At 69.9% G+C, this 22,642-nt stretch carries 23 protein-coding genes; 17 read left to right on the forward strand and 6 right to left on the reverse strand.

Features of this window, described 5'->3' with window-relative positions:
• The first annotated feature begins 18 nt into the window (after positions 1-18).
• From ASD23_RS05300 to ASD23_RS05310, 3 genes are read left to right on the forward strand one after another with little or no spacing between them, the layout of a single operon-like run.
• Complete coding sequence (locus tag ASD23_RS05300; protein WP_235507632.1) at positions 19-816, forward strand: carbohydrate ABC transporter permease; 798 nt, start codon at positions 19-21, stop codon at positions 814-816.
• Positions 813-1,631 (forward strand): carbohydrate ABC transporter permease, encoded by an 819-nt coding sequence (locus tag ASD23_RS05305; RefSeq protein WP_056007197.1) that lies wholly within the window; start codon positions 813-815, stop codon positions 1,629-1,631. Before ASD23_RS05300 ends, ASD23_RS05305 begins: the two co-directional genes overlap by 4 nt.
• A gap of 29 nt (positions 1,632-1,660) precedes the next feature.
• The gene (locus tag ASD23_RS05310; RefSeq protein WP_056007200.1) at positions 1,661-2,944 is read left to right on the forward strand and encodes a Gfo/Idh/MocA family protein; all 1,284 of its coding nucleotides are present in this window, start codon (positions 1,661-1,663) and stop codon (positions 2,942-2,944) included.
• A gap of 19 nt (positions 2,945-2,963) precedes the next feature.
• On the opposite strand, the gene ASD23_RS05315 is transcribed toward ASD23_RS05310, so the two are convergent.
• On the reverse strand, positions 2,964-3,413 hold the full coding sequence (locus ASD23_RS05315) for a hypothetical protein (RefSeq protein ID WP_147305655.1): 450 nt from the start codon (positions 3,411-3,413) through the stop codon (positions 2,964-2,966).
• Between the two features lie 134 nt (positions 3,414-3,547).
• On the opposite strand from ASD23_RS05315, the gene ASD23_RS05320 reads away from it, so the two are divergent.
• From ASD23_RS05320 to ASD23_RS05335, 4 genes are all read left to right on the forward strand, one after another.
• Positions 3,548-3,937: a PadR family transcriptional regulator gene (locus ASD23_RS05320; protein ID WP_056007206.1), complete on the forward strand. Its 390-nt coding sequence runs from the start codon at positions 3,548-3,550 to the stop codon at positions 3,935-3,937.
• The gene (locus ASD23_RS05325; protein WP_056007210.1) at positions 3,934-5,481 is read left to right on the forward strand and encodes an HAAS signaling domain-containing protein; all 1,548 of its coding nucleotides are present in this window, start codon (positions 3,934-3,936) and stop codon (positions 5,479-5,481) included. The genes ASD23_RS05320 and ASD23_RS05325 overlap by 4 nt, the downstream gene beginning before the upstream one ends.
• A 77-nt stretch (positions 5,482-5,558) precedes the next feature.
• Positions 5,559-6,476: a methyltransferase family protein gene (locus ASD23_RS05330; protein WP_056007213.1), complete on the forward strand. Its 918-nt coding sequence runs from the start codon at positions 5,559-5,561 to the stop codon at positions 6,474-6,476.
• An 81-nt stretch (positions 6,477-6,557) separates the two neighbouring features.
• The gene (locus tag ASD23_RS05335) at positions 6,558-8,465 is read left to right on the forward strand and encodes an FAD-binding monooxygenase (protein WP_056007216.1); all 1,908 of its coding nucleotides are present in this window, start codon (positions 6,558-6,560) and stop codon (positions 8,463-8,465) included.
• Positions 8,466-8,483: 18 nt separating this feature from the next.
• Here the strand turns inward: ASD23_RS05335 and ASD23_RS05340 are convergent, their stop codons facing one another.
• Positions 8,484-9,197: an IclR family transcriptional regulator gene (locus ASD23_RS05340; RefSeq protein ID WP_056007219.1), complete on the reverse strand. Its 714-nt coding sequence runs from the start codon at positions 9,195-9,197 to the stop codon at positions 8,484-8,486.
• Positions 9,198-9,422: 225 nt separating this feature from the next.
• On the opposite strand from ASD23_RS05340, the gene ASD23_RS05345 reads away from it, so the two are divergent.
• A complete protein-coding gene (locus tag ASD23_RS05345; protein ID WP_056007931.1) occupies positions 9,423-11,009 on the forward strand; it encodes a Re/Si-specific NAD(P)(+) transhydrogenase subunit alpha in 1,587 nt (528 codons plus the stop codon).
• A 70-nt stretch (positions 11,010-11,079) separates the two neighbouring features.
• Positions 11,080-12,429, forward strand: a complete 1,350-nt coding sequence (pntB, locus tag ASD23_RS05350) for a Re/Si-specific NAD(P)(+) transhydrogenase subunit beta (protein ID WP_235507657.1) — start codon at positions 11,080-11,082, stop codon at positions 12,427-12,429.
• A gap of 44 nt (positions 12,430-12,473) precedes the next feature.
• On the opposite strand, the gene ASD23_RS05355 is transcribed toward pntB, so the two are convergent.
• The gene (locus ASD23_RS05355; protein ID WP_056007226.1) at positions 12,474-12,863 is read right to left on the reverse strand and encodes a VOC family protein; all 390 of its coding nucleotides are present in this window, start codon (positions 12,861-12,863) and stop codon (positions 12,474-12,476) included.
• Positions 12,864-12,956: 93 nt separating this feature from the next.
• Between ASD23_RS05355 and ASD23_RS05360 the strand changes: the two genes are divergently transcribed.
• The 3 genes from ASD23_RS05360 to ASD23_RS05370 are packed head-to-tail and all read left to right on the forward strand — an operon-like array spanning position 12,957 to position 14,852.
• Positions 12,957-13,949, forward strand: coding sequence for a helix-turn-helix transcriptional regulator (locus tag ASD23_RS05360; protein WP_056007229.1), 993 nt, complete (start codon positions 12,957-12,959; stop codon positions 13,947-13,949).
• Positions 13,950-13,986: 37 nt separating this feature from the next.
• Entirely contained in the window at positions 13,987-14,574 is a 588-nt protein-coding gene (locus tag ASD23_RS05365; protein ID WP_056007233.1) for an HdeD family acid-resistance protein, read from the forward strand.
• Positions 14,571-14,852, forward strand: a complete 282-nt coding sequence (locus tag ASD23_RS05370) for a hypothetical protein (protein WP_056007236.1) — start codon at positions 14,571-14,573, stop codon at positions 14,850-14,852. The genes ASD23_RS05365 and ASD23_RS05370 overlap by 4 nt, the downstream gene beginning before the upstream one ends.
• A gap of 136 nt (positions 14,853-14,988) precedes the next feature.
• Here the strand turns inward: ASD23_RS05370 and purB are convergent, their stop codons facing one another.
• Both purB and ASD23_RS05380 read right to left on the reverse strand, forming a co-directional pair.
• Positions 14,989-16,371 carry an adenylosuccinate lyase gene (gene purB, locus ASD23_RS05375; protein ID WP_056007239.1) on the reverse strand — a complete coding sequence of 461 codons (1,383 nt, stop codon included), beginning with the start codon at positions 16,369-16,371 and terminating at the stop codon, positions 14,989-14,991.
• On the reverse strand, positions 16,368-16,895 hold the full coding sequence (locus tag ASD23_RS05380; protein WP_056007242.1) for a low molecular weight protein-tyrosine-phosphatase: 528 nt from the start codon (positions 16,893-16,895) through the stop codon (positions 16,368-16,370). The genes purB and ASD23_RS05380 overlap by 4 nt, the downstream gene beginning before the upstream one ends.
• Positions 16,896-16,995: 100 nt before the next feature.
• Between ASD23_RS05380 and ASD23_RS05385 the strand changes: the two genes are divergently transcribed.
• The 3 genes from ASD23_RS05385 (at position 16,996) to ASD23_RS05395 (ending at position 19,878) form a co-directional block, all read left to right on the forward strand.
• Positions 16,996-17,898 (forward strand): aminoglycoside phosphotransferase family protein, encoded by a 903-nt coding sequence (locus ASD23_RS05385; RefSeq protein ID WP_056007245.1) that lies wholly within the window; start codon positions 16,996-16,998, stop codon positions 17,896-17,898.
• 97 nt (positions 17,899-17,995) lie between these two features.
• Entirely contained in the window at positions 17,996-18,361 is a 366-nt protein-coding gene (locus ASD23_RS05390; RefSeq protein WP_056007248.1) for a hypothetical protein, read from the forward strand.
• A gap of 80 nt (positions 18,362-18,441) precedes the next feature.
• Positions 18,442-19,878, forward strand: a complete 1,437-nt coding sequence (locus tag ASD23_RS05395) for a hypothetical protein (protein ID WP_157377015.1) — start codon at positions 18,442-18,444, stop codon at positions 19,876-19,878.
• Here the strand turns inward: ASD23_RS05395 and ASD23_RS05400 are convergent.
• The gene (locus ASD23_RS05400) at positions 19,841-20,227 is read right to left on the reverse strand and encodes a phage holin family protein (RefSeq protein ID WP_056007254.1); all 387 of its coding nucleotides are present in this window, start codon (positions 20,225-20,227) and stop codon (positions 19,841-19,843) included. The two genes, ASD23_RS05395 and ASD23_RS05400, sit on opposite strands and share 38 nt — an antisense overlap.
• Before the next feature lie 50 nt (positions 20,228-20,277).
• Here ASD23_RS05400 and ASD23_RS05405 point away from each other — a divergent pair, with 50 nt between their 5' ends.
• Both ASD23_RS05405 and ASD23_RS05410 read left to right on the forward strand, forming a co-directional pair.
• A complete protein-coding gene (locus ASD23_RS05405) occupies positions 20,278-21,402 on the forward strand; it encodes a histidinol-phosphate transaminase (protein WP_442854317.1) in 1,125 nt (374 codons plus the stop codon).
• Positions 21,403-21,418: 16 nt separating this feature from the next.
• Positions 21,419-22,561 carry a thiamine pyrophosphate-dependent dehydrogenase E1 component subunit alpha gene (locus ASD23_RS05410; protein WP_056007257.1) on the forward strand — a complete coding sequence of 381 codons (1,143 nt, stop codon included), beginning with the start codon at positions 21,419-21,421 and terminating at the stop codon, positions 22,559-22,561.
• The last annotated feature ends 81 nt before the right edge of the window (positions 22,562-22,642 follow it).

Here is a 22,642-nt window from a genome sequence, read left to right on the forward strand (position 1 = left end):
GTCTTCTACGGATTGTTCGTGGCTGCGCCCTGGCTGCACAGCATCTGGATCTCGTTCTACGACTGGGACGGAATCGGACCGTCGACCTGGGTGGGCCTCGAGAACTACGTGACGGTCCTCACGGAGCCACTGCTGCAGAGGGCGCTCCTGAACGGGCTCGGATTCATCTTCTTCTACACGGTGCTCCCGGTCGGCCTGGGCCTCATCATCGCTGCCGTCATCGCGGCCCGGCAGCGTCGTGGCGCGGGCATCCTGCGCACGATCCTCTTCCTGCCGCAGATCCTCCCGCTCGTCGCGGTCGGCGTGATCTGGCGCTATCTCTACGGCACTGACGGCCCGATCAACCAGGTGCTCACCGGTGCCGGCCTGGGCGACCTCACCCGCGCATGGCTCGGCGACTTCGAATGGGCCTACTTCGCGGTCGGCTTCGTCGGGACCTGGGTGACGACCGGACTCTGCACCATGCTGCTCCTCGCGGGCATGCAGAAGATCGATCCGTCCCTGTACGAGGCGGCGCGGATCGACCGTGCGGGCGCCGTGCGCCAGTTCTTCCACGTGACACTGCCGGGCCTGCGGCCCGAGATCGTGATCGCCGTCACCGTGACCATCATCTCCGCACTCGCGAGCTTCGACGTCGTCTACGTCACCACCGGCGGGGGCCCCGGTCGAACGACGACCGTGCCGGGCGTGCTCATCTACCAACTCGTCTTCACCTCGAACCGAGTCGGTGTCGCCTGCGCCCTCGCGACCGTGCTCAGCGCGCTGATCCTCGCCATCGTCGCCGTCGTCGGTCGACTCGGAAAGGAGCGATCATGAACCGCGTCGCCTCACGCGTTCTCTCGAACGCCTTCCTCCTCATCGCGGCAGCATCGGTGGTCATCCCGTTTCTCGCGCTCATGAGCGCAGCCCTGCAGCCGAGCAGCACCCTGGCGCCGCGCCTCGAGTGGCCGAGCGATCCGCAGTGGTCGAACTTCGCCGAGGCATGGACCGCAGCGGGCTTCGCCTCGCTGATCCGATCGAGCGCGATCATCGCGCTCGTGGTGGTGCCGATCGCGTTGATCTGCGCGACCCTCGCCGGCTACGCCATGGGAACCATGCGGCTGCGTGGAAAAGGCGCGCTCTTCGCGTTCTTCATCGCCGGGCTGACGCTGCCGTACGAGGCGATCGTGATCCCGCTGTACTTCGACTTCCGAAGCATCGGGTTGATCGACACCTACTGGGCGGTGATCCTGCCACTGGCCGGTGCGTTCATGCCATTCGGGATCTTCTGGATGCGCTCGCACTTCGAGGCGATCCCGCGCGAACTCATCGAAGCCGCCGAGCTGGACGGAGCTTCGAGCTTCCGTGTCCTCACGCAGGTGCTCCTGCCGACCGCGCGCCCCGCCCTCGTCACCCTCGGATTGCTCAACTTCATGTGGGCATGGAACCAGTTCCTCCTCGCCCTCATCCTGCTCAGGGATCCCTCCATGCGCACCGCCCCGTCAGGCCTCGGCACGTTCGTGCAGCAGTACGGCGAGAACATTCCCCTGCTGGCCGCCGGCACGCTCATCGTCATTGCGCCGATCGTCATCCTCTATTTCATCTTCCAGCGGCAGTTCATCAGCGGCATGCTGCAAGGCGCCATCAAGTGAGCGCCGGCACCGACCAGAAAGTCCCATCAATGCCCGACATCGTGCGCCTCGCCGTCATCGGAGCCGGATCCCGCGGCACCAACTACGCCCGGTTGGCGACAGCTTCCGGTCGCGGGGCGGTCGTCGCCGTCGTCGACCCCGACCCCCGACGACGCGCCTCATTCGCGGCGGAGTACGAGCTCCCCGAGACATCCGTCTTCGCCGACTGGCGGGACCTCGCAGCCCTGCCGAGGCTCGCGGATGCCGCGGTGATCGCGACCCCGGATCGCCTCCACACCGACCCGGCCATCGCTTTCGCCGATGCCGGATACCACCTCCTCCTCGAGAAGCCCATGGCGCCCACTGCCGCGGACAGCGAACGGATCGTGGAGGCAGCGGAACGCAACGATGTACTGCTCATGGTGTGTCATGTGATGCGGTACAGCGGGTACAGTCGCGCCCTGAAGGAACTGCTCGACGCCGGTCGAATCGGCGAGATCATCTCGGTCGAGCATCTCGAGCCCATCGGCTGGTGGCATTTCGCGCACTCGTACGTTCGCGGCAACTGGGCGAGGGAGGCCGAGTCCAGCTCGATGCTCATGGCGAAGTCGAGCCACGACCTCGACTGGCTCAGCCACATCATCGGCGAGCCGGTTCGCCGAGTCTCCTCATTCGGCAGCCTGAGTTTCTTCACCCCAGCGAACAAGCCTGCAACGGCCGCCGACCGATGTGTCGACTGCCCGCTCGTGGGCACCTGCGCCTACTCGGCTCCGCGGATCTACGAGCGGTTCCTCGGGGATCCGGTCGGCGAGCGTTGGCCTCTCGCGGTGCTCGCCGACCCGGTCACGCCCGAACGAATCGGCGAGGCGCTCCGCACCGGCCCCTACGGGTCCTGCGTGTTCAACGGCGACAACGACGTCGCCGACCACCAGGTCGTGAACCTCGAATACGCGAACGGGGCGACCGCATCGTTCACCGTCACCGCATTCACCGAACTCGACTTCCGCAAGACGAGGATCTTCGGCAGCCGGGGAAGCATCGACGGTGACGGCCGGAACCTCGTCATCCACGACTTCGAGACCGACAAGAAGGAGACGATCGAAACCGCGATCGATGGCGGCGCCAGTGCGGCCGATGGCCACGGTGGTGCTGACACGGCGCTCATCGATGCGTTCCTCACCGCGGTGCGTTCGGGTGATCGCGCGCTCGTCGAGTCCGGCGGACGGGAGAGCCTGCGTTCACACGAGATCGTGTGGGCCGCCGAAGCGGCCCGCCGAAGCGGCACCGTCGTCGAGATCCGCACAGCAACCGAGGCCGTGCTCGTGACCCCGTGAATACGGGGTCGCGCCGACGTCACCGAGGACGCACTTCATCCATGCTGACGAAGCCGATCGCGGCGAAGTAGCTCTTGGAGAAGTCCACCGAGGCGTCGCGCAGCTGCGTGTTGTCGATGACGTAGGCGATGTTCACCGGGAAGTCCTGCATGGCGAGGTGGATCGTCTCGCCCGCGACCCGAGCACACATCACCAGCCCGAAGATGACGAGGTCGACCGAACCGTCGTCGTGCACCCGGATCATCTGCGGGTCGGCCGCACCCGGGTCGACGCCGGCCCGCTCGAGGGCTGCCAGGGTGGTGCGGAAGTGGATCGGCTTCTTCGCGACGGCCAGGCTGTAGTCGGGTCGGTCGGACCCCGGCAGGATCCGCACCAGCTCGGCGTGCACGGGCAATTGCTCCAGGAGGTCGTCTGGCGCCGAGTCGACGCTGGTGATGACGATCTTCGGGCGCACATTGGGCTGAGTCACGCTCGAAGCCTAGCTTCGGCGACCGTCGTGCAACGGTGATGGCGGCGGCCGGCGCGCGGTCAGGATCTTCGGCCTCGTGAACGGGCGGATGACCACCCTTCCGCTACCATGCATCGACTGGTACCGTGCATCACATGTATCCGGCCGATCGCGTCCAGACGAATCTCCGCAAGGGAGTGCTCGAATGGTGCGCGCTCGCCATCGTTCGCCGGGGCGACGTGTACGGTCGCGATCTCGCCAAAACCCTCTTCGACCTGGGGCTGCTCGCGAGTGAAGGCTCGCTGTACCCATTGCTCGCGCGTCTGCGCGCGTCGGGCTGGGTGGAGACCGACTGGCAGGAGTCGGCCGTCGGTCCGCCGCGCAGGTACTACCGGCTCACCGCGGCGGGAGCTGACGCCGTCGTCGGCTTCGAGGCCAGCTGGCGGGGATTCGCGACATCCGTCGATGCCGCGCTGGCGCAGGGCGACGATGACGGCGACGATGACCGCGGCGCGAAGACGGACGACGAGAGGACGACACGATGACCGAGCTGCACACCGACCCGAGAGTCGACGCCTACCTCACCGAGGTGCGTCGCGCGGTCGCGGCGATCGACCCCACGCAGGCCGAGGGAATCGTGGCGGAACTCGCCGAGCATGTGCGCCAGGCCGCAGACGACGCCGAGCGCACGGGAACCCGACTCGATGTGCGTCAGGTGCTCCGAGAGCTGGGCGATCCAGCACTGGTCGCGGCCGCCGTCGAGCGTCCGGCGTCCGCGCCGGCGCCTGCGAGCGAGACGCGCTCCGCGACCACTGCATCGGTCGCGGCCGTCGAGCCGGCGATGGAGCGAATCTTCGGCTCCCCGGTCGCCGTCATCGTGACGCTGCTCATGCTGCTGACCGGAATGCTGGTGTCGCCGCTCGTGTCGCTTTCTGGGCTAATTCTGCTCTGGTGCTCGCCTCGATGGACGATCGGCGACAAGCTGGTCGGGACGGTTCTGAGCCCGGTCGTGCTCGTGTTCGGCCTTCCGTTCCTCAGCATCGTGTCCGGCCCGATCGCTTGGTCGTTCGCGATGTCGACACCGCTCATCGTCGTTCTGTTCCTCTTGCTTCGACTCCGCCGCCGGAAGGAGGACGGCGCTGCACGCGTCCTGCAGGTGCCGCGGGCCGGTGCCCACGAGATGCCGCGGCATGGAGTACTCGGCCGACTCGACCGATGGCCCGCTGCGACCGTCGTCATCGCCGCTGCACCCGTCGGTCTCCTCATCGTCGTGGCCTCGGCGCTCGCGGCTCGAAGCTGGGCCTGGCTTCCGGTGACGGCGTCGATCGCTGCGGCACTTGTCTTGATCGGCATCGCCGTCCTCTCGGCCTCCCGCGGCTGGAGCGCCGCCGAGCGGACGATCGGCTTCGCAGCGATCGCAACCACGGCAGGAGCCCTGGCGCTGGTCGTGACCGCCGTGAGTGCGTCGGTCTCGGTGATCGAGGTCTGCACGGGCGACCAATGCCGCGCCATCGCACCGGCACTGCCAGACGCTGCTGCGCTCCTCGACCCGATCGCGCGGTATGTGCTGCTGCCGATGGTGTTCGCCGCGGGGTGGGCCGCTGCTCGCTTCAGGGCGGCGGGTTCCATCGGAGCAACGGGCACCGCCAAGACGAGCCGCAACGGTTCGTTCGCCATCGCCGGCCTGGTGGTCATGTCAGCAGTCGTGCCGCCCGCCGTCGTCATGATGAGCACCGGCAACATGTTCGCCGCGGTACTCGCCGTCGCTGCCATCGGCGCGTGGCTCACCGGCGTCGTCCTGGTGCTGCGGTCCGCGAGCTGGACCGCAGTGGACCGCTGGCTCGTCACGGTGCCGGTGCCGGCGCTCCTGGCGTTCTCCTTCCTCTTCCTGATCGGCCCGGGTGGGCAGCCTGTGACCGGGCACTATGCCTCATACCCGGCGGAGGTCCCGTTCGATGCGGCGTCGATGGCGTTGACCCTCGGGCTCGTGTGCTTGGTGGTGCAGGTGGCGATCGCGATCCGCCTGCTCGTCGCCCGACGATCCGCCAGCGGTGGAGTTCTTGAGCAGCGCCCGTCGGGCGTGCTCTGAAGCGGATGATGGCGACCGTCGTGCAACGGTGATGGCGGCGGCATCCGAAGCCGGTGTAGCGGTGTTACCGTGTGCCCATGCGCTGGGGTCGGAGGTATTTCGCCGTGCAGGCAGTCGCCGGTGCGGCGTGGTGGTTCGCCGTGTTCCTGTCGCCCGTCGTGCGCGAGGCGACGCTCGGCGGACTGGACCCGGTCATGGTCGCCGCCCTCGACGTGCCGCTCTTCGTCGGCGCTTCGGCGGCGGCCGCGTTCGGGATCCGGTTCGCGGCTGTCGTGGCCACGGGATGGACGATCGCCGTCACGGTGGCACTGGCCGCGTACGCGACCCTCACCTCGGAGGCGGGCTGGGGCGTGCTCTTCATGACCGCCGCTGCCGGTGCATCCGTCTTCGCCCTGTGCCTCCTGCTCCTCGGGCGAGTGCCGACCGAGTGGATCCTCGTCGGTCCGTTCGCCTTCGCGCCTGCCGATGCCCGGGCCGGTACCCGGGTGCACGCCGCCCGTACCGCGGCCCAGATCGTCGTGTTCTGGGGGCTGTTCCTCGTGGTCGGTCCGCTCGTCATCGACCTCCTCGAGCAGCGTTGGGGACTCGCGGCCGGGTTCCCGCCGTTCCTCCGGATCGCCGGATCCGTCGTGCTGTTGCTCGCGAGCGCGCTGGGTATCTGGTCGGCCGCGGCCATGTCGACCAAGGGCAACGGCACTCCGCTGCCTGCGGCGATGCCGAATCGTCTCGTGATCGCCGGCCCGTATCGATACGTCCGCAATCCGATGGCGATCTCGGGAATCGTCCAGGGCGTCGCGGTGGGGCTCCTCCTCTCCTCCTGGCTGGTCGTCGTGTACGCGGTCCTCGGATCGCTCGTGTGGAATTTCGCAGTGCGTCCGCACGAGGAATCCGACCTCGAGGCGCGCTTCGGGGACGAGTTCCGGCGCTATCGCGCAGCGGTGCGCTGCTGGTGGCCGCGGATTCGCCGCAGGGGTTATGCTGGGTGCGCGATATGAGAATGAAGCGTTCGATTATCGAACATGCTTGAGTCGCCCGACGGCCATCGAAGCATGCCCACAGAGCAGTGAGGAGAAGCTGTGCAGTTCCACCACCATGGCTACGTGTCCGGTGACCCGCGGGTGCAGCCCGCGGCCGGCGTCGGCATCGACCGCCCCGAGGAGCTGCCAGACGAGATCGACGTGCTCATCGTCGGCTCGGGCCCGGCCGGGATGCTGCTCGCGGCGCAGCTCTCGCAGTACCCCGGCGTCGTCACGCGCATCGTCGAGCGTCGTGATGGCCGCCTCGTGCTCGGTCAGGCCGACGGCATCCAGCCGCGCAGCGTCGAGACCTTCCAGCTGTTCGGCTTCGCCGAGCGCATCACCGCCGAGGCCTACAACATCGGCTACATGAACTTCTGGGGACCCGACCCCGAGGCGCCGCAGAACATCATCCGCACGTCGCGCACTGAAGACTACGGATACAAGATCAGCGAGTTCCCGCACCTGATCGTGAACCAGGCGCGCGTGCTCGACTACTTCGCCGAAGCCGCCGCCCACGGCCCCGGGCGCATCGCACCCGACTACGGCGTCGAGTTCACGGGGCTCACCGTGCACGAGGCCGGCACGCCCGGGGCGGGCGACCACCCCGTCGAGGTGCGGCTCCGCTACGTCGCGGGCGAGCGCGCCGGCGAAGAGCGCACCGTGCGCGCCAAGTACGTCGCCGGGTGCGACGGCGCCCGCAGCGCCGTGCGCGAGGCCATCGGGCGCAAGCACCTCGGCGACATCGCGGCGCACGCCTGGGGCGTGATGGACGTGGTGGTCAACACCGACTTCCCCGACTGGCGCACGAAGTGCGCGATCAACTCGGTCGCGGGCAACATCCTGCACATCCCCCGCGAGGGCGGGTACCTCAGCCGCATGTACATCGACCTCGGCGAGGTCGCTCGAGACGACAACCACGAGGTGCGGAAGACCCCCATCGAGGCGATCATCGCGAAGGCCAACGACATCCTGCATCCGTACACGCTCGACGTGCGCGACGTCGCCTGGTTCAGCGTGTACGAGGTCGGGCACCGGGTCACCGACCACTTCGACGACCGTTCGAGCGATGAAGCGGATGCCTCGCCCCGCGTGTTCCTCACCGGTGACGCGTGCCACACGCACAGCGCGAAAGCCGGTCAGGGCATGAACGTGTCGATGCAGGACGGCTTCAACCTCGGCTGGAAGCTCGGCTCGGTGGTGTCGGGCCTTGCGCCCGAGACGCTCCTCTCGACCTACTCGGCCGAGCGGCAGCCCGTCGCCCAGCAGCTCATCGACTTCGACCGCGAGTGGTCGTCGCTCATGGCGCGCAAGCCCGAGGAGATCTCCGACCCGCAGGAGCTCGCGACCTTCTATCTCGGCACCGCCGAGTTCCCGTCGGGCTTCATGACGCAGTACGGGCCGTCGATGATCACGGGCGACGCCGAGCACCAGGGGCTGGCGACCGGGTTCCCGATCGGCAAGCGCTTCAAGTCCTCGCAGGTGTCGTTCGTCTGCGACGGCAACGTCGTGCACCTCGGCCACCACGCGAAGGCCGATGGTCGCTGGCGCGTGTACGCCTTCGCCGATGCGCCCGGTGCCGGCGAGGCATCCGCGCTGACCGCATGGGCTGAATGGATGTCGTCGCCCGACGCGCCGCTCGCGCGCTTCACCCCGCAGGGCGCCGACGTCGACGCGGTGTTCGACGTCAAGGTGATCTACCAGCAGCCGCACGAGGCGATCGACATCACCCGCGCGCCCGAGGTGTTCCGCCCGAAGAGCGGACCGCTCGGCCTCATGGACTGGGAGAAGGTCTTCGCCGCGGCACCGAGTTACTGGTGCCCGACCGACATCTTCGACGAGCGCGGCATCTCGCGCGGCGGCGCCGTCGTCGTGGTGCGCCCCGACGGGTACGTCGCGCACGTGCTGCCGTTGTCGGCGACCGCCGAACTCGGCGACTTCTTCGCAGGGCAGATGCTCGCGCGGTAGGCGTTCGCGAACGGTCGGTCAGGCGCCGTAGGCGCGCGTGACCGCCTCAGCGGCGAGCCGAAGGCGCTCGGCGATCTCGGCCTCGGGCCGCGAGAACGAGACGTGGATCACGGCGATCGATGCCGGCGGCTGTCCGGGCAGCACGAGCGGCACTGCGACCGACGCGAGCGACGGCACCACCTCGTCGTGGCTGAGGGCGTACCCGCGGCGGCGGCTCTCGGCGATCTCCTCGCGCAGCCCGTCGGGCACCTCGGCCGGCCACCCGCTCTGCGGGAGGCTCAGCAGGATCGCCTTGCCCGGCCCGCCTCGCGTGATCGGATGCCGGTGGCCCGGCCGGTACGACACCACCGCGATCGACTGGCGGGGTGAGGCGCTCACGAGCGTCACCGCCTCCTCGGCGTCGGCGAGCACGGCGAGCAGGCACGTCATGCCGAGTTCGTTCGCGACGGCGTTGAGTTCGGGCAGCGCGATGTTCTGCAGGTCGCGGGCGACGCCGGAGGCGAGGGCCGCGAGTCCGGTGCCGAGCGCGAGGCGTCCGGCCGCGTCGCGGGTGACGAGGCCGTGGTGCTCGAGGGTGCGCACGAGCCGGTAGGCGACCGAGCGGTGCACCGCGAGGACTGCGGCGACCTCGTCGATCGAGAGGGCGCGGTCGGCGTCGGCCAGGATCTCGAGAATGCGGATGCCGCGGCTCAGCGTCTGCGATCCGGCTCGGGCGGCGTCGTCTGCGACCATTCGTCCCGCCTCCTGACCGCGACACGATCGTGCCTCCGTCCGATACTAGAACGCGTCGCTCGATCATCGGACATGCAGATTTCCGCCGCGCGAAAGATCCGCGGTTCCTTCGCTTCTGATTCCTGTGAAATCCTCCCGATCATCGTCGCCTGCGTTCTACGCTGAGCGAGCGCAAGCGACCGGGCTTGCACCGCTTCGATGGAGAAGACGAATGAGGAGTACCGCATGACGCGCATCGGGGTCGTCACCGAACAGAGACCCGAGACCCGCGTCGCCGCAACGCCGGCGACCGTGAAGCAGTTGATCGCCCTCGGCTACGAGGTCGTCGTCGAGGCGGGCGCCGGCGCTCGGTCGGCGTTCCCCGACGACGCCTACGTCGAGGCGGGAGCCCAGCTCGTCGACGGCGCCACCGCGTTCGCGAGTGACCTGGTGCTGAAGGTCAACGCACCGACCGAGGCCGAGATCGCGCAGTTGGCGTCGGGCGCCACGCTCATCGCCCTGCTGGCCCCGGCGTTCAAGCCCGAGCTGCTCCAGGCGCTCGCGGCCCGCGGCGTCACGGCGCTCGCGATGGACGCCGTGCCGCGCATCTCGCGCGCGCAGTCGATGGACGTGCTGAGTTCGATGGCGAACATCGCCGGATACCGCGCCGTCGTCGAGGCGGCGCACGAGTTCGGTCGCTTCTTCACCGGGCAGGTCACGGCGGCCGGCAAGGTTCCGCCCGCCAAGGTGCTCGTCGCCGGTGCAGGCGTCGCCGGCCTCGCCGCGATCGGCGCTGCATCGAGCCTCGGCGCGATCGTGCGGGCCACCGACCCGCGGCCCGAGGTCGCCGATCAGGTCAAGTCGATCGGCGGCGAGTACCTGAAGGTCGAGGTCGCGGTCGAGCAGTCGACCGACGGCTACGCCAAGGCGACGAGCGAGGACTACGACCGGCGCGCGGCGGAGATCTACTCCGAGCAGGCCGCCGACGTCGACATCATCATCACGACGGCGCTCATCCCGGGCCGCGCGGCGCCCCGGCTCATCACCGCGGCCGACGTCGCGAGCATGAAGTCGGGCAGCGTCATCGTCGACATGGCGGCGGGCATGGGCGGCAACGTCGAGGGTTCCGTCGCGGGCGAGCGCATCGTCACGCCGAACGGCGTCGTGATCCTCGGTTACACCGACCTCGCCTCGCGCCTGCCGACGCAGGCCTCGCAGCTCTACGGCACGAACGTCGTGAACCTCGTGAAGCTCCTCACGCCCGCGAAGGACGGCGAGCTCGTGCTCGACTTCGACGACGTCGTGCAGCGATCGGTGACGGTCGCGCGCGACGGCGCCGTCACCTGGCCGCCACCGCCCGTGCAGGTTTCAGCGGCACCGGGAGCCGCGGCATCCGCTTCGGCAGGCGGCGCGAAGGATGTCGCGGCCGCACCGGAGCCCAAGCGGCCGATGTCGCCCGTGAAGAAGGTCGTGCTCGTCGCGATCGGCATCGCGGCGCTCTTCGCCGTGAACGCGATCGCGCCGGCACCGCTGCCGCAGCACTTCACGGTGCTCGTGCTGGCGGTCGTGGTCGGCTTCTACGTGATCGGCAAGGTGGCGCACGCGTTGCACACGCCGCTCATGAGCGTGACGAACGCGATCTCTGGCATCATCATCGTCGGCGCCATGGTGCAGATCACGAGCGACGTGCTCGCCGTGCAGGTCATCGCCACCGTCGCCGTGCTGCTGGCCAGCATCAACATCTTCGGCGGATTCGCCGTCACCCGACGCATGCTCGCGATGTTCGCGCGCGGAGCTGCCGACAACGCCAGGACTGGAGCCGACCGTGGCTGAGGCCGAGACCCTGCTGACCCCGGCGTCGATCGCCGGTGCCGCCTACATCGTGGCGGCGCTGCTGTTCATCATGAGCCTCGCGGGGCTCAGCCGGCACGACACCGCCAAGGCCGGTGTCGGCTACGGCATCGCGGGAATGACCATCGCGCTCGTCGCCACGGTGTACGCGACGTTCGCCGACGCCTGGGGCTCGCCGCAGGCGACGACCGGCCTCATCCTGCTCGTCGTCGCCGTGCTCGTCGGCGGCGCGATCGGTCTCTGGCGCGCCCGCGTCGTCGCGATGACCGGCATGCCCGAGCTCATCGCCCTGCTGCACAGCTTCGTCGGCCTCGCCGCGGTGCTCGTCGGCTGGAACGGCGCCCTCGAGGCCACCGGCATGAGCGGTGCACTCCTCGACATCCACCACGCCGAGGTCTTCATCGGCGTCTTCATCGGCGGCGTCACCTTCACGGGCTCGATCGTCGCGTTCCTGAAGCTCTCGGCGCGCATGTCGTCGGCGCCGCTCATGCTGCCCGGCAAGAACGTGCTGAACCTCGGGGCGCTCGTCGCCTTCGTGGCGCTGACGGTCTGGTACGTCATCACGCCCGAGCTCTGGCTCCTCGTCGTGGTGACCGCGCTCGCCCTCGCGCTCGGCTGGCACCTTGTTGCCTCCATCGGCGGCGGCGACATGCCGGTCGTCATCTCGATGCTCAACAGCTACTCGGGATGGGCGGCGGCCGCGGCGGGCTTCCTGCTGAACAACGACCTGCTCATCGTCACCGGCGCGCTCGTCGGTTCCTCGGGTGCCTACCTCTCGTACATCATGTGCAAGGCCATGAACCGCTCGTTCATCTCGGTGATCGCGGGCGGCTTCGGCATCGCGGCGCCGACCTCGTCGGGCGACGGCGAGGAGGCGGGCGAGATCCGCGAGGTCACGGCAGCGGATGCCGCGGAGTTGCTGCGCGACGCCACGTCGGTCATCATCACGCCCGGGTACGGCATGGCCGTGGCACAGGCGCAGTACCCCGTGGCCGAGCTCACGAGCCGGCTGCGCGAGCGGGGCGTCGACGTGCGCTTCGGCATCCACCCCGTCGCCGGTCGCCTGCCCGGGCACATGAACGTGCTGCTCGCCGAGGCGAAGGTGCCCTACGACATCGTCGAGGAGATGGACGAGATCAACGACGACTTCGCGAAGACGTCGGTGGTGCTCGTGATCGGGGCGAACGACACCGTCAACCCGTCGGCCGCCGAGGACCCGGGTAGCCCGATCGCCGGAATGCCGGTGCTGCGGGTGTGGGAGTCGTCGAACGTGATCGTCTTCAAGCGCTCGATGTCGGCCGGCTACGCCGGGGTGGCGAACCCGCTCTTCCACCGCGACAATGCGCAGATGCTGTTCGGCGACGCGAAGGCGCGCGTGGAGGACATCCTCCGGGCGCTGTGACCGTGCTGGGCGGTGAGCTTGCGCTCATCGCCCGGCAGCGTGGTTCACCGTTCGGCGAGCACGTCGAGGTAGTGCTGGTTGAACATGACGCCGAGGATGTTGCCGAACGGGTCGACGACCGACGCGGTGGTGAAGCCGGGCCCCCGCTCCATGGGCGGCTGGTACCTCGCGGCTCCGAGTTCGAGCAGGCGCTCGTACGTGGCCGTGACGTCGTCGACGGCCCAGTAGATGATCTCGCCCGCCGGGACATCCGCGCTCGTCGGGCGGTACTGCGCGTCGATGATGCCGAGCTCGTGCTGGAAGTCGCCGACACGGAACTCCACGTAGCCCGGCCGGCGGAAGTACGGTTCGATGCCGAGCACGTCGCCGTACCAGGCGGTGGCCGCCTCGAGGTCGGCGGCGTAGTAGCTGACAGTGGCGAATCCCCTGAGCATGAGCGGTTCCCTTCGAGTGGCGTTCAGTCGTGAGTACAGTCTCGAACGCAGAAGTGCTCACCCTCTGACTACTTTTTTCGCGAGAATGGAGTCATGCGCGCAGACCGCCTCGTGGCAGTGCTCCTCACTCTGCAGGCAAGGGGTCGGGTGACCGCTGCCCAGCTCGCCGACGAGCTCGAGGTCTCGATCGCCACCGCTCGTCGCGACCTCGAGGCGCTGTCGGCCGCCGGAATCCCCGTCTACCCGCAGGCCGGTCGCGGGGGCGGATGGCAGCTGCTCGGCGGGGCCCGCACCGACCTGAGCGGACTGTCGGCCGGAGAAGCGCGTGCCCTCTTCCTGCTCGTCGGCCCCGCGGCATCCATCGCCCCGGAGGCGAAGACGGCACTGCGCAAGCTCGTGCGAGCCCTGCCGGAGACGTTCCGCACCGACGCCGAGGCGGCGGCCGAGGCGGTCGTCATCGATCCCGGCGAGTGGGGCCGGCCGGCGACCGACCGCCCCGAACTGCTGCCCGTGCTCGAAGCGGCGATCGTCGACCGCGCACGGCTTCGCATCCGCTACGCCGCGTGGAACCGGGAACCGGCCGATCGCGTGGTCGACCCCTGGGGGCTCGTGCAGAAGCACGGTCGCTGGTACCTCCTCGGCGGGGTCGACGGTGCGGAGCGCACGTACCGCGTCGACCGGATGCTCGACGCCGCTCCCACCGGGGAGGCCGCCGAGCGACCCGACGGCCTCGATCTCGCCGAGGTCTGGGAGCGCGTCACCGCCGAGGTCGATCAGCAGCGGTCTGCAGTGACCGCGACCGTCATCGTCGATTCGGGCATCGTGCCGCTGCTGCACACGCAGTTCGGCCAGCGCGCCGTCGATGCCGTGGAGGTCGACCCCGCGCGTTCCCGCGTCACCCTCACGGCACCAACCGAGGCCATCATCGCGCGGGGCCTCGCGGGGTGGGCCGAGTACCTCGAGGTGGCCGAGCCCGAGTCCCTCCGACGAGAGCTGCACCGGCTCGGCGCGGCCCTCGTCGCCTGCAACGCGCCTGGCGAGGGGCGGCCGCCGGCTCAGGACTCGGCACCCGCGCCGCCAACGTAGGATGGATCGGTACCCCAACCGATGTGAAAGAGGTCAAGTGGCCATCGCAGCCGCTCCCGAGGGCGCCCGCTACTGGGTCGTCCCGGTCGTCCGCGGCATCCTGGCACTCGTGCCCGCCGCCGCCATCACGTTCTCGCAGAACCACTCCCCCGATTTCGGCCTCTTCGTCTTCGGCCTCTGGGCCGTCGTGTCGGGCCTCGTCACGGGCGCGCTGTCGATGCGATTCACCGAGGACCGCGGCATCCGCTCGTTCTTCGTGATCGCCGCGGTCGTGACCGTCGCCGCCGGACTACTCGCGCTGACGGTGCCCGGCGGCCTGCCGTTCCTGCTCTACCTCGTGAGCGTCTGGGCGGCCGTCACCGGCATCCTCGAGCTCTTCGCCGGCCTCCGTGCGCGCGGCCGCACTCCCGCCGCCCGTGACTGGATCGCCGCCGGCGCATTCACCGCGATCCTCGCGCTCGTGTTCCTCCTCATCCCGCTCGACGCCGTCACCGCGGTCGGCCTGCTCGGCGGCTACCTCGTCATCCTCGGCGTCTACCTGCTGATCGGCGGGTTCTCGCTGAAGTGGGCCACCAGCCCAGCGGATGCCGCGCCCGACGCCCCCGGAACGGAGCCGACCTCGTGACCAACACCCCCGGTGAGTACAAGCCGAGCCGTCGCGACGTGCTCCGCCCGATCGAGTACGTCGGCGGGGCGGCGATCGCCGCGATCTTCACGGGCCTCGTCGTGCTCATCACGGCGCGCGACCTCATGCTGGCCCTGATCATCGCCGGCATCGCGTTCATCGTCGTGCTCGTGACGCTGGCGCTGCTGTCGATGGCGATCAAGCCCAATGCCGAAGAGACGGCCGAGATCGACGGCGACGAGCCGCCGGCGGCTCCGCCCGCCTCGCCCGGCCACTGACCTCTTCGCACGACGGCGTTCGCCGAGTCGCAGGACGATTCGCACGGCGCGCCGCTGGGCCGCCGCGAGTCGCCAGGATCATCCTGCGACTCGGCGACCGCGGCACCCTGCACGAGGCGGATGCCGCGGCGCGGCGTCAGCCGAGGCGGTCGACGAGTTCCGAGGCGATGCCCGTGTACGACTGGGGCGTGAGCGCGAGCAGCCGCTGCTTCGCGTCGTCGCCGATCTCGAGCCCGTTCACGAACTCGGCGAGTTCGGCTGCACCGACGCGCTTGCCGCGCGTGAGCTCCTTGAGCATGGCGTAGGGGTCGGCGATCGTCGAGCGACCGGCGACGACCTCGGCTCGGATCACCGTCTGGATCGCCTCGCCGAGCACCTCCCAGTTGCCGTCGAGGTCGGCGGCGAGCACCACGAGGTCGAGGTCGATCTCGCCGAGCCCGCGCTGGATGTTGTCGAGCGCGAGCATCGAGTGCCCGAAGCCGACGCCGATGTTGCGCTGCGCGCTCGAGTCGGTGAGGTCGCGCTGCATGCGGCTGGTCACGAGCGTCGCGGCGAGGGAGTCGAGCAGGGCGCTCGAGAGCTCCAGGTTCGCCTCGGCGTTCTCGAAGCGGATCGGGTTGACCTTGTGCGGCATCGTCGACGAGCCGGTCGCGCCGGGCGCGGGGATCTGGCGGAAGATGCCGAGGGAGATGTAGGTCCAGATATCGGTCGCGAGGTTGTGCAGCACGCGGTTGGCGTGGGAGATCTTGCCGTAGAGCTCGGCCTGCCAGTCGTGCGACTCGATCTGGGTGGTGAGCGGGTTCCACGTGAGGCCGAGCGACTCGACGAACTCGCGGGAGACCTCGGGCCACGAGACATCCGGTGCTGCCACGACGTGCGCCGAGAACGTGCCGGTCGCGCCCGAGAACTTGCCGAGGTACTCGGTCGCCTCGATCTGGCGCTCGATGCGACGGAGGCGGTACGCGAAGACCGCGAGCTCCTTGCCCATGGTCGACGGCGTCGCCGGCTGCCCGTGCGTGCGCGAGAGCATCGACGCGTCGCGGTGCTCGCGGGCGAGCGACTCGATCGTCTCGATGACGGCGCGGTACTTCGGCAGCCACACCTCGCGCACGGCGTCGCGCACCGTGACCGCATAGGAGAGGTTGTTGATGTCTTCACTCGTGCAGGCGAAGTGCGTGAGTTCGGCGATCGCGTCGAGGCCGAGGTCGCTGAGGCGGCGGCGCACGTAGTACTCGACGGCCTTCACGTCGTGGCGGGTGGTGGCCTCGAGGCCGGCCAGCTCGTCGATGTCGGGCTGGCCGAAGTCGGCCACGACCTGGCGCAGGCTCGCCTTCTGGTGGTCGCTGAGCGGCGACGAGCCGAAGAAGCCGCGGTCGGTCTGGGCGATGAGCCACTCGACCTCGACGTGCACGCGCGCCCGGTTGAGGCCGGCCTCTGAGAGGTGCTCGCCGAGCTCTCCGACCGCCGAGCGGTAGCGACCGTCGAGGGGGCTGAGCGGCTGGGGAGGCAGCGAAGTCATCGGATTCCTTGTCTGAGTGCTGGTGCGAGTTGTCGGAAGAGCGCCGACGTCGACCGTTCAATCATCTCAAGGACTCGATCGAACATCGGTTCGTCGGAGTAGTAGGGGTCGGGCACGTCCTGCAGATCGGCCGATTCCGGCCCGAACTCGAGCAGCATCCGCACCTTCTCCTGCTCGGCGGGCCCCGGCGCCCAGTTGCGCAGGATGCGCGCCTGGCCGCGGTCGAAGGCCACCACGAGATCGAGCCGTGGAAAGTCGGCCGCTTCGAACTGCCGAGCCCGGTGGTGGTGCCCGTCGTAGCCGGCGCGCTCGAGCGCATCGATCGTGCGCCGGTCGGCCGGCTCGCCGACGTGCCAGTCGCCGGTCGCGGCCGACTCGATCGCCAGCCGGTCGCTGAGCCCGGCGCGCTCGGCGTGCGCCCGCAACACGACCTCGGCCATCGGCGAACGGCAGATGTTGCCCGTGCACACGAAGGACACCCGAAACGGAGGCGCGTCGTCCCCCGCGGAATCCGCTCGCGTCATGGGTTCCATTGTGGACGACATCGGTCGATCGCACAGCACCAATTCGGGGGCGGCGGTACGCTGGGCGGTCGAACCGAGCGGGCAGACGGGAGGTGGACGCATGACGGATGCCCCCGAGCCCGACATCCTCGTCGATGAACGCCTCGCCGGGCAGCTCGTGGCGGCGCAGCATCCCGACCTCGCCGGCCCGGTCGTGCTGCTCGCGAACGGATGGGACAACGCGATGTTCCGTCTCGGTGAACGTCACCTGGTGCGGTTGCCGCGTCGAACCGTCGCCGCGGGCCTGGTGCTGCACGAGCAGCGCTGGCTGCCGTCGATCGCCGACCGCGTCTCGGTGCCGGTGCCCGCCCCGGTGCGGATCGGCCGCCCGGCTCCCGAGTTGGGCTTCGACTTCCCGTGGAGCATCCTTCCCTGGTTCGAGGGGGTGAGCGCGGCCGACATCGCGCCCGAAGCGCGAGCGACCGCCGCGTCGTCACTCGCGAACTTCGTCGCGGAACTCGGGGTGACCGCTCCGGCCGACGCACCGGTGAACGTGTACCGGGGCGTACCGCTCGCCGAGCGCGACGAGGTCGTGCAGGGCAGGCTCGATCGCGGACTCGCCGGGACGCATCCCGAAAGAATCGAGGCGCTCCGCGCCGCCTGGAACCGTGGACTCGCCGCGCCGGAATGGTCGGGTGCGCCGGCGTGGGTGCACGGCGACCTGCATCCGGCGAACCTCGTACTCGCGGCATCCGGAGACCTCGCGGCCGTCGTCGACTTCGGCGACGTCTGCGCCGGTGACCCGGCGTGCGATCTCGCGACGGCATGGCTCACCTTCGACGCTCCGGCGCGGGCCGTCTTCCGCGCCGAACTCGGCCGGCTTCGCGAGACGGATGCCGCGATGTGGGACCGTGCTCGAGCGTGGGCGCTCGTGCTCGGCAGCGCGATCGTCGACACGATCGGCACCGGAGGGCGTCTCGGCCGGGTCGGCGTGCACGCGCTCGATGCGGTGCTCCTCGCCTGAGGCGGTCACTCCCCCTCCACAGGCGCGTGTTGCGCTGCCCGCGCACAGGATGCCCGCTGCCGGCCCGATCGGCCATGCCGCTCAGCAACACTCGAGCATGCTCGATTCGGATCCGTATGCGCTCGCCCTGAAGGGCACCGCCGTCACGCAGGCGCGCATCGACGATGCCAGAGCGCATCTCCTGATGCTGACGTCGCTGCTCGCCGAGGTGCAGCAGTCCGTGCATCGACTCGTGCCCCCGTCGACCGGCGCCTGGCGATCGGCCGCGGCTGACGGGTACGTGCGCGGTCTCGACGACCTCAGGGCACGCGTCGTCGCTGCACGTGACGGACTGGTCGATGCGGAGTCCTCACTCGTCGACCGCATCCGGCGCATGGAGCGGCAGCTTGAGGTGCAACGCGCATCACTCGGCGAGATGCAGGTGCCCATCACTCGAAGCGATGCGTCGTGGACGACTCGCTGACACTCAGCGGGGGCGGCTCGACCGCTGTCGCGACCGACGAACTGTTCGCTGACGCGGCCCGTCTGGGAAATACGGAGGCGGTGGTTTCGGACTGGCGGGAACGCGCCGGCGTCATCAGCCGCGGCCTCGCCGAACTCGACCTCCGCGAGCCTGCCGCCGGTTCCTGGGACATGTCGTCGCCGACGTGGGGCCTCGCGAACGCGCGGGTGCGCCTGGAGGAGGCGACGGACTGCGCCGGGCATCTGCGCGAGGCGCTGATCGAGAGCGCCGAGCGGTACGGTGCCTCCGAGCGCGTCGTGGAGGCGCTCTGGCGGATCGGCGCGGGTCCGCTGGCCGCGCTCGCGGGCGGCATGGTGCGGGTGGCGTTCCCATCGATCCTGCTCGGCGGCGGCGTGGCACTCGGGGTCGTGCTCGGCGCGCGTGCACTCGGGTGGGTGACACCGCTCGACGCATGGCTCGCCGACCAGACGCACCTGCTGTCCGATCGGGGTTTCGTGCGCGCGGTGCGGAATGCGGTCGACTCGGTCGATGAACTCGTCGCCGGTGCGCTCCTCGTCCCGCCCGGTCTCGCGGTGGGTGTCGGAGCAGAGATCCGTGCGCCCGAGGCCGCGTCGCTCGCGCTGGGCATCGCGGGGTTGTTCGGCGCCACGATCGGCAGCCGGGTCCTCGTCGAGGCGCCGGTGAGGGTGAGCCGCCGGGTCTCCGATGGGCCCGCCGATCAGAGTGCGGCCGCTCGCGCGACTCGCGCCGACGCGCCTCCGGTCGACGGGCCGGTCACCGCTCCCTCTGGGGTCGCCGATCTCGTCGACCGCATCCCGACCTCCGACGACGGTGCGCAGATCCGGGTCGAGCGCTACGGGGAGGCCGACGACCCGAGGTGGGTCGTGTACATCAGCGGCACCGCCGACTTCACCACGACGGCCGGAGCGGAGACCAACGACATGACGAGCAACCTGCACGGCATCGCCGACGACTCACCGCTCGATGCGTTGCGCATGGCCGGCGCGGACTCGGGGGCGGTCGAACGCGCGGTCCGCATGGCGCTCGCCGAGGCCGGGGCGAGACCGGGCGACCCGCTCCTGCCGGTCGGTCACTCCGGGGGCGGCATCGTGGCGGCGACGCTCGCCGCCGACCCCGAACTCAACGTCGTCGCCGCGGTGAGCGTCGGCGGCCCGGTCGCGTCGGCGGAGGTTCGGGGCGGAGTGCCCGTGCTCACGGTCGAGCACGAGGAGGACCTCGTTCCCGCGACCGGCGGCTCGGGGCATCCGTCGCTCGACCGGCTCACCGTCTCGCGGAGCGTGCTCGAGCCCGGCGTCGAGCACGACGCGTTCGCCGCCCACGCACTCGTGCGCTATCAGGAGACCGCGGCGCTCATCGACGCCTCGGAGGAGCAGCGGCTCGTGGCGTTCCGCGAGCGGGTCGCGGCGTTCACGGGCGGCGGCGCCGGGGAGATGACCCGATGGGTCGCGACGCGCGAGCTCAGTCCTTCGACACCGGGCGCAGCACGAGGCCGATGAGCCAGCTGATGAGGCCGAGCACCAGGGCGCCCAGCACGCCCCACCAGAAGCTCTCGACGACGAGGCCGAAGCCCATGAGGTCGCTGATCCAGTCGACGAGCAGCAGCAGGAGGCCGTTGACGATGAAGGAGATGAGGCCGAGGGTCAGCACGTAGATCGGGAACGCGACGATCCTGATGAAGTTGCCGATGATCGCGTTCACGAGACCGAAGATGAGCGCGACGAGCAGGTAGGTGAGCACGGTCGCGAGCTGGGTGTCCTCATAGGGCACGACGCTGACGCCCGAGACGATGAGCGTCGTGAGCCAGAGGGCGAGCGCGATGACGATGACCTTGACGATGAAACGCATGCCCCCACTCTGTCAGACGGGCCTGCCAGGAGCGAAGGAGTACGGTGGAAATCGTGACCGCACCGGAGCCCACGGGGGCGCGCGTACGCCTGCGCCCCGAGATCGCCGCCCTTCCGCCGTACCGACAGGGGCGCCCCGCGCCCGCCGACGGCTTCAAGCTCTCGAGCAACGAGAACCCGTTCACGCCCCTGCCGTCGGTCATCGACGTCGTCGCGGCCGCCGCGCACGACATCAACCGGTATCCGGATGCCACGGCGCTCGCGCTACGCGAGAAGCTCGCAGAGCGGTTCGGGGTCACGGCCGACGAGGTGCTCGTCGGGGCGGGCTCGGTCGCGCTGCTCGCGCAGTTCATCCTCGCGGCCGCCTCGCCCGGCGACGAGGTGGTCTACTCCTGGCGCTCGTTCGAGGCCTACCCCGGCCTCGCCACGGTGGCCGGCGCCGTGAGCGTGATGGTGCCGAACCGCCCCGACCACGGGCACGACCTCGACGCGATGGCCGCGGCGATCACCGACCGCACGCGCGTCGTCATCGTCTGCTCGCCGAACAACCCCACGGGCGTCGTCGTGACCGCGGCGGAGTTCGATGCCTTCATGGCGAAGGTGCCGGCCGACCGGCTCGTGCTGCTCGACGAGGCGTACGCCGAGTTCGTGCGCGGCGACGGCAGCGCCGACGACGCCGTCGACGGCGCGACCCTCATCGGCCGCTACCCGAACCTCGTGCTGCTCCGCACCTTCTCGAAGGCCTACGGTCTCGCCGGGCTCCGCGTCGGCTACGCCATCGGCCCGATCGACCTGCTCGACGCCGCGCGCGCCACGGCGATCCCTCTCGGGGTCACGGCTGCCGCGGCATCCGCTGCTATCGCCTCGCTCGAGCCGGTGGCCGAGGCAGAGCTGCTCGAGCGGGTCGGCGTGATCGCCGACCGGCGCGACCGCGTGCACGCGGCCATCGCGGCGCAGGGGTGGCCGGTGCCGGCCTCGCGCAGCAACTTCGTCTGGCTGCCAGCCGGCGAGGCGACGACAACGGTGGCCGAGCGTCTCTTCGACGCCGGGATCGTGACGCGCGCCTTCGCGCCAGACGGCATCCGCATCTCGATCGGTGAAGAGGAATCTGTGGACATCCTCCTCACGATTCTGGGTGAGCTTGTACCGGGCTCACAAGAAGGGCACCCGCAGTAGCGGGTAGCGTGGAACGGTGGCAGCCCGCGAAAGAGAGTTCACCGCGCCGACGGTCCAGCTCCTGACCCATGAGGGCGAACTTCGTCCCTCCCCCGAGGCCGAGGCCTATCTCCCGCTCGTCGAGGCGTTGAGCGACGCCGAGCTGCAGCGCTTCTACCGCGACATGGCGGTCTCGCGCCGCATCGACGTGGCCGGGGCGAACCTGCAGCGGCAGGGCCAGCTCGCCCTGTGGGTGCCGAGTCACGGCCAAGAGGCGGCGCAGGTCGGCTCCGCGCACGCGGCCCGCCCGCAAGACCACCTGTTCCCGTCGTACCGCGAGCACATCGTCGGCATGATCCGCGGGCTCGATCTCTCGCGCATCTTCGCGCTGCTGCGCGGCGCCACCCTCGGCGGGTGGAACCCCGAGGAGAACGGCAACTTCCACCTCTACACGCTCGTGCTCGCGTCGCAGACGCTGCACGCGACCGGGTACGCGATGGGCCTCCAGTTCGACGGCGCGACCGCGACGGGCGACCCCGAGACGGATGCCGCGGTGCTCGTGTACTACGGCGACGGCTCGACCTCGCAGGGCGACGCCAACGAGGCACTCGTCTTCGCCTCGAGCTACCAGACGCCGCAGGTCTTCTTCATCCAGAACAACCAGTGGGCGATCTCGGTGCCCGTCGCGAGGCAGTCGCGCAGCCCGTTGTCGCTCCGCGGCGGCGGCTTCGGCATGCCGGGCGTTCGCGTCGACGGCAACGACGTGCTCGCGAGCTACGCGGTCACCCGCCAGTCGCTCGAAGAGGCGCGTGCCGGCGACGGCCCCAGCCTCATCGAGGCCGTGACCTACCGCATGGGCGCCCACACCACCGCCGACGACCCCACGAAGTACCGCACCGACGACGAGGTGGCGTACTGGGAGGCGCGCGACCCGATCACGCGGTACCGCACGTGGCTCGAGGGGCGCGGGGCATCCGCTTCGTTCTTCAGCGACGTCGAGGCCGAGGCGAACGACATCGCCGCAGACCTGCGCCGCCGCGCGCTCGAGCTGCAGGCGCCGACGCGCGAGGCGATCTTCGAGCACGTCTACAGCGAGCCGCACCCGCTCATGGTCGAGCAGTACGCGTGGCTCGAGAACTTCGAGACCTCGTTCGAGGGTCCGGCAGGGGGCACGGCATGAGCGCCCGCACCGAAGAGGAGAACCACGTGACGGATGTCGCGAGCGAGGCAGTGCCCGAGGCATCCACCGCCCTTCGACAGG

It is taken from the genome of Agromyces sp. Root1464 (assembly GCF_001427265.1).
Classification (GTDB): domain Bacteria; phylum Actinomycetota; class Actinomycetes; order Actinomycetales; family Microbacteriaceae; genus Agromyces; species Agromyces fucosus.

Excerpts from the sequence above, each read along its gene's own strand:
- ASD23_RS05305 (WP_056007197.1), top strand. The coding sequence starts at position 813 with ATGAACCGCGTCGCCTCACGCGTTCTCTCGAACGCCTTCCTCCTCATC.
- ASD23_RS05310 (WP_056007200.1), top strand. The coding sequence starts at position 1,661 with ATGCCCGACATCGTGCGCCTCGCCGTCATCGGAGCCGGATCCCGCGGC.
- ASD23_RS05320 (WP_056007206.1), top strand. The coding sequence starts at position 3,548 with ATGTATCCGGCCGATCGCGTCCAGACGAATCTCCGCAAGGGAGTGCTC.
- ASD23_RS05325 (WP_056007210.1), top strand. The coding sequence starts at position 3,934 with ATGACCGAGCTGCACACCGACCCGAGAGTCGACGCCTACCTCACCGAG.
- ASD23_RS05330 (WP_056007213.1), top strand. The coding sequence starts at position 5,559 with ATGCGCTGGGGTCGGAGGTATTTCGCCGTGCAGGCAGTCGCCGGTGCG.
- ASD23_RS05340 (WP_056007219.1), bottom strand. The coding sequence starts at position 9,197 with ATGGTCGCAGACGACGCCGCCCGAGCCGGATCGCAGACGCTGAGCCGC.
- ASD23_RS05345 (WP_056007931.1), top strand. The coding sequence starts at position 9,423 with ATGACGCGCATCGGGGTCGTCACCGAACAGAGACCCGAGACCCGCGTC.
- pntB (WP_235507657.1), top strand. The coding sequence starts at position 11,080 with ATGAGCCTCGCGGGGCTCAGCCGGCACGACACCGCCAAGGCCGGTGTC.
- ASD23_RS05355 (WP_056007226.1), bottom strand. The coding sequence starts at position 12,863 with ATGCTCAGGGGATTCGCCACTGTCAGCTACTACGCCGCCGACCTCGAG.
- ASD23_RS05360 (WP_056007229.1), top strand. The coding sequence starts at position 12,957 with ATGCGCGCAGACCGCCTCGTGGCAGTGCTCCTCACTCTGCAGGCAAGG.
- purB (WP_056007239.1), bottom strand. The coding sequence starts at position 16,371 with ATGACTTCGCTGCCTCCCCAGCCGCTCAGCCCCCTCGACGGTCGCTAC.
- ASD23_RS05380 (WP_056007242.1), bottom strand. The coding sequence starts at position 16,895 with ATGACGCGAGCGGATTCCGCGGGGGACGACGCGCCTCCGTTTCGGGTG.
- ASD23_RS05385 (WP_056007245.1), top strand. The coding sequence starts at position 16,996 with ATGACGGATGCCCCCGAGCCCGACATCCTCGTCGATGAACGCCTCGCC.
- ASD23_RS05390 (WP_056007248.1), top strand. The coding sequence starts at position 17,996 with ATGCTCGATTCGGATCCGTATGCGCTCGCCCTGAAGGGCACCGCCGTC.
- ASD23_RS05400 (WP_056007254.1), bottom strand. The coding sequence starts at position 20,227 with ATGCGTTTCATCGTCAAGGTCATCGTCATCGCGCTCGCCCTCTGGCTC.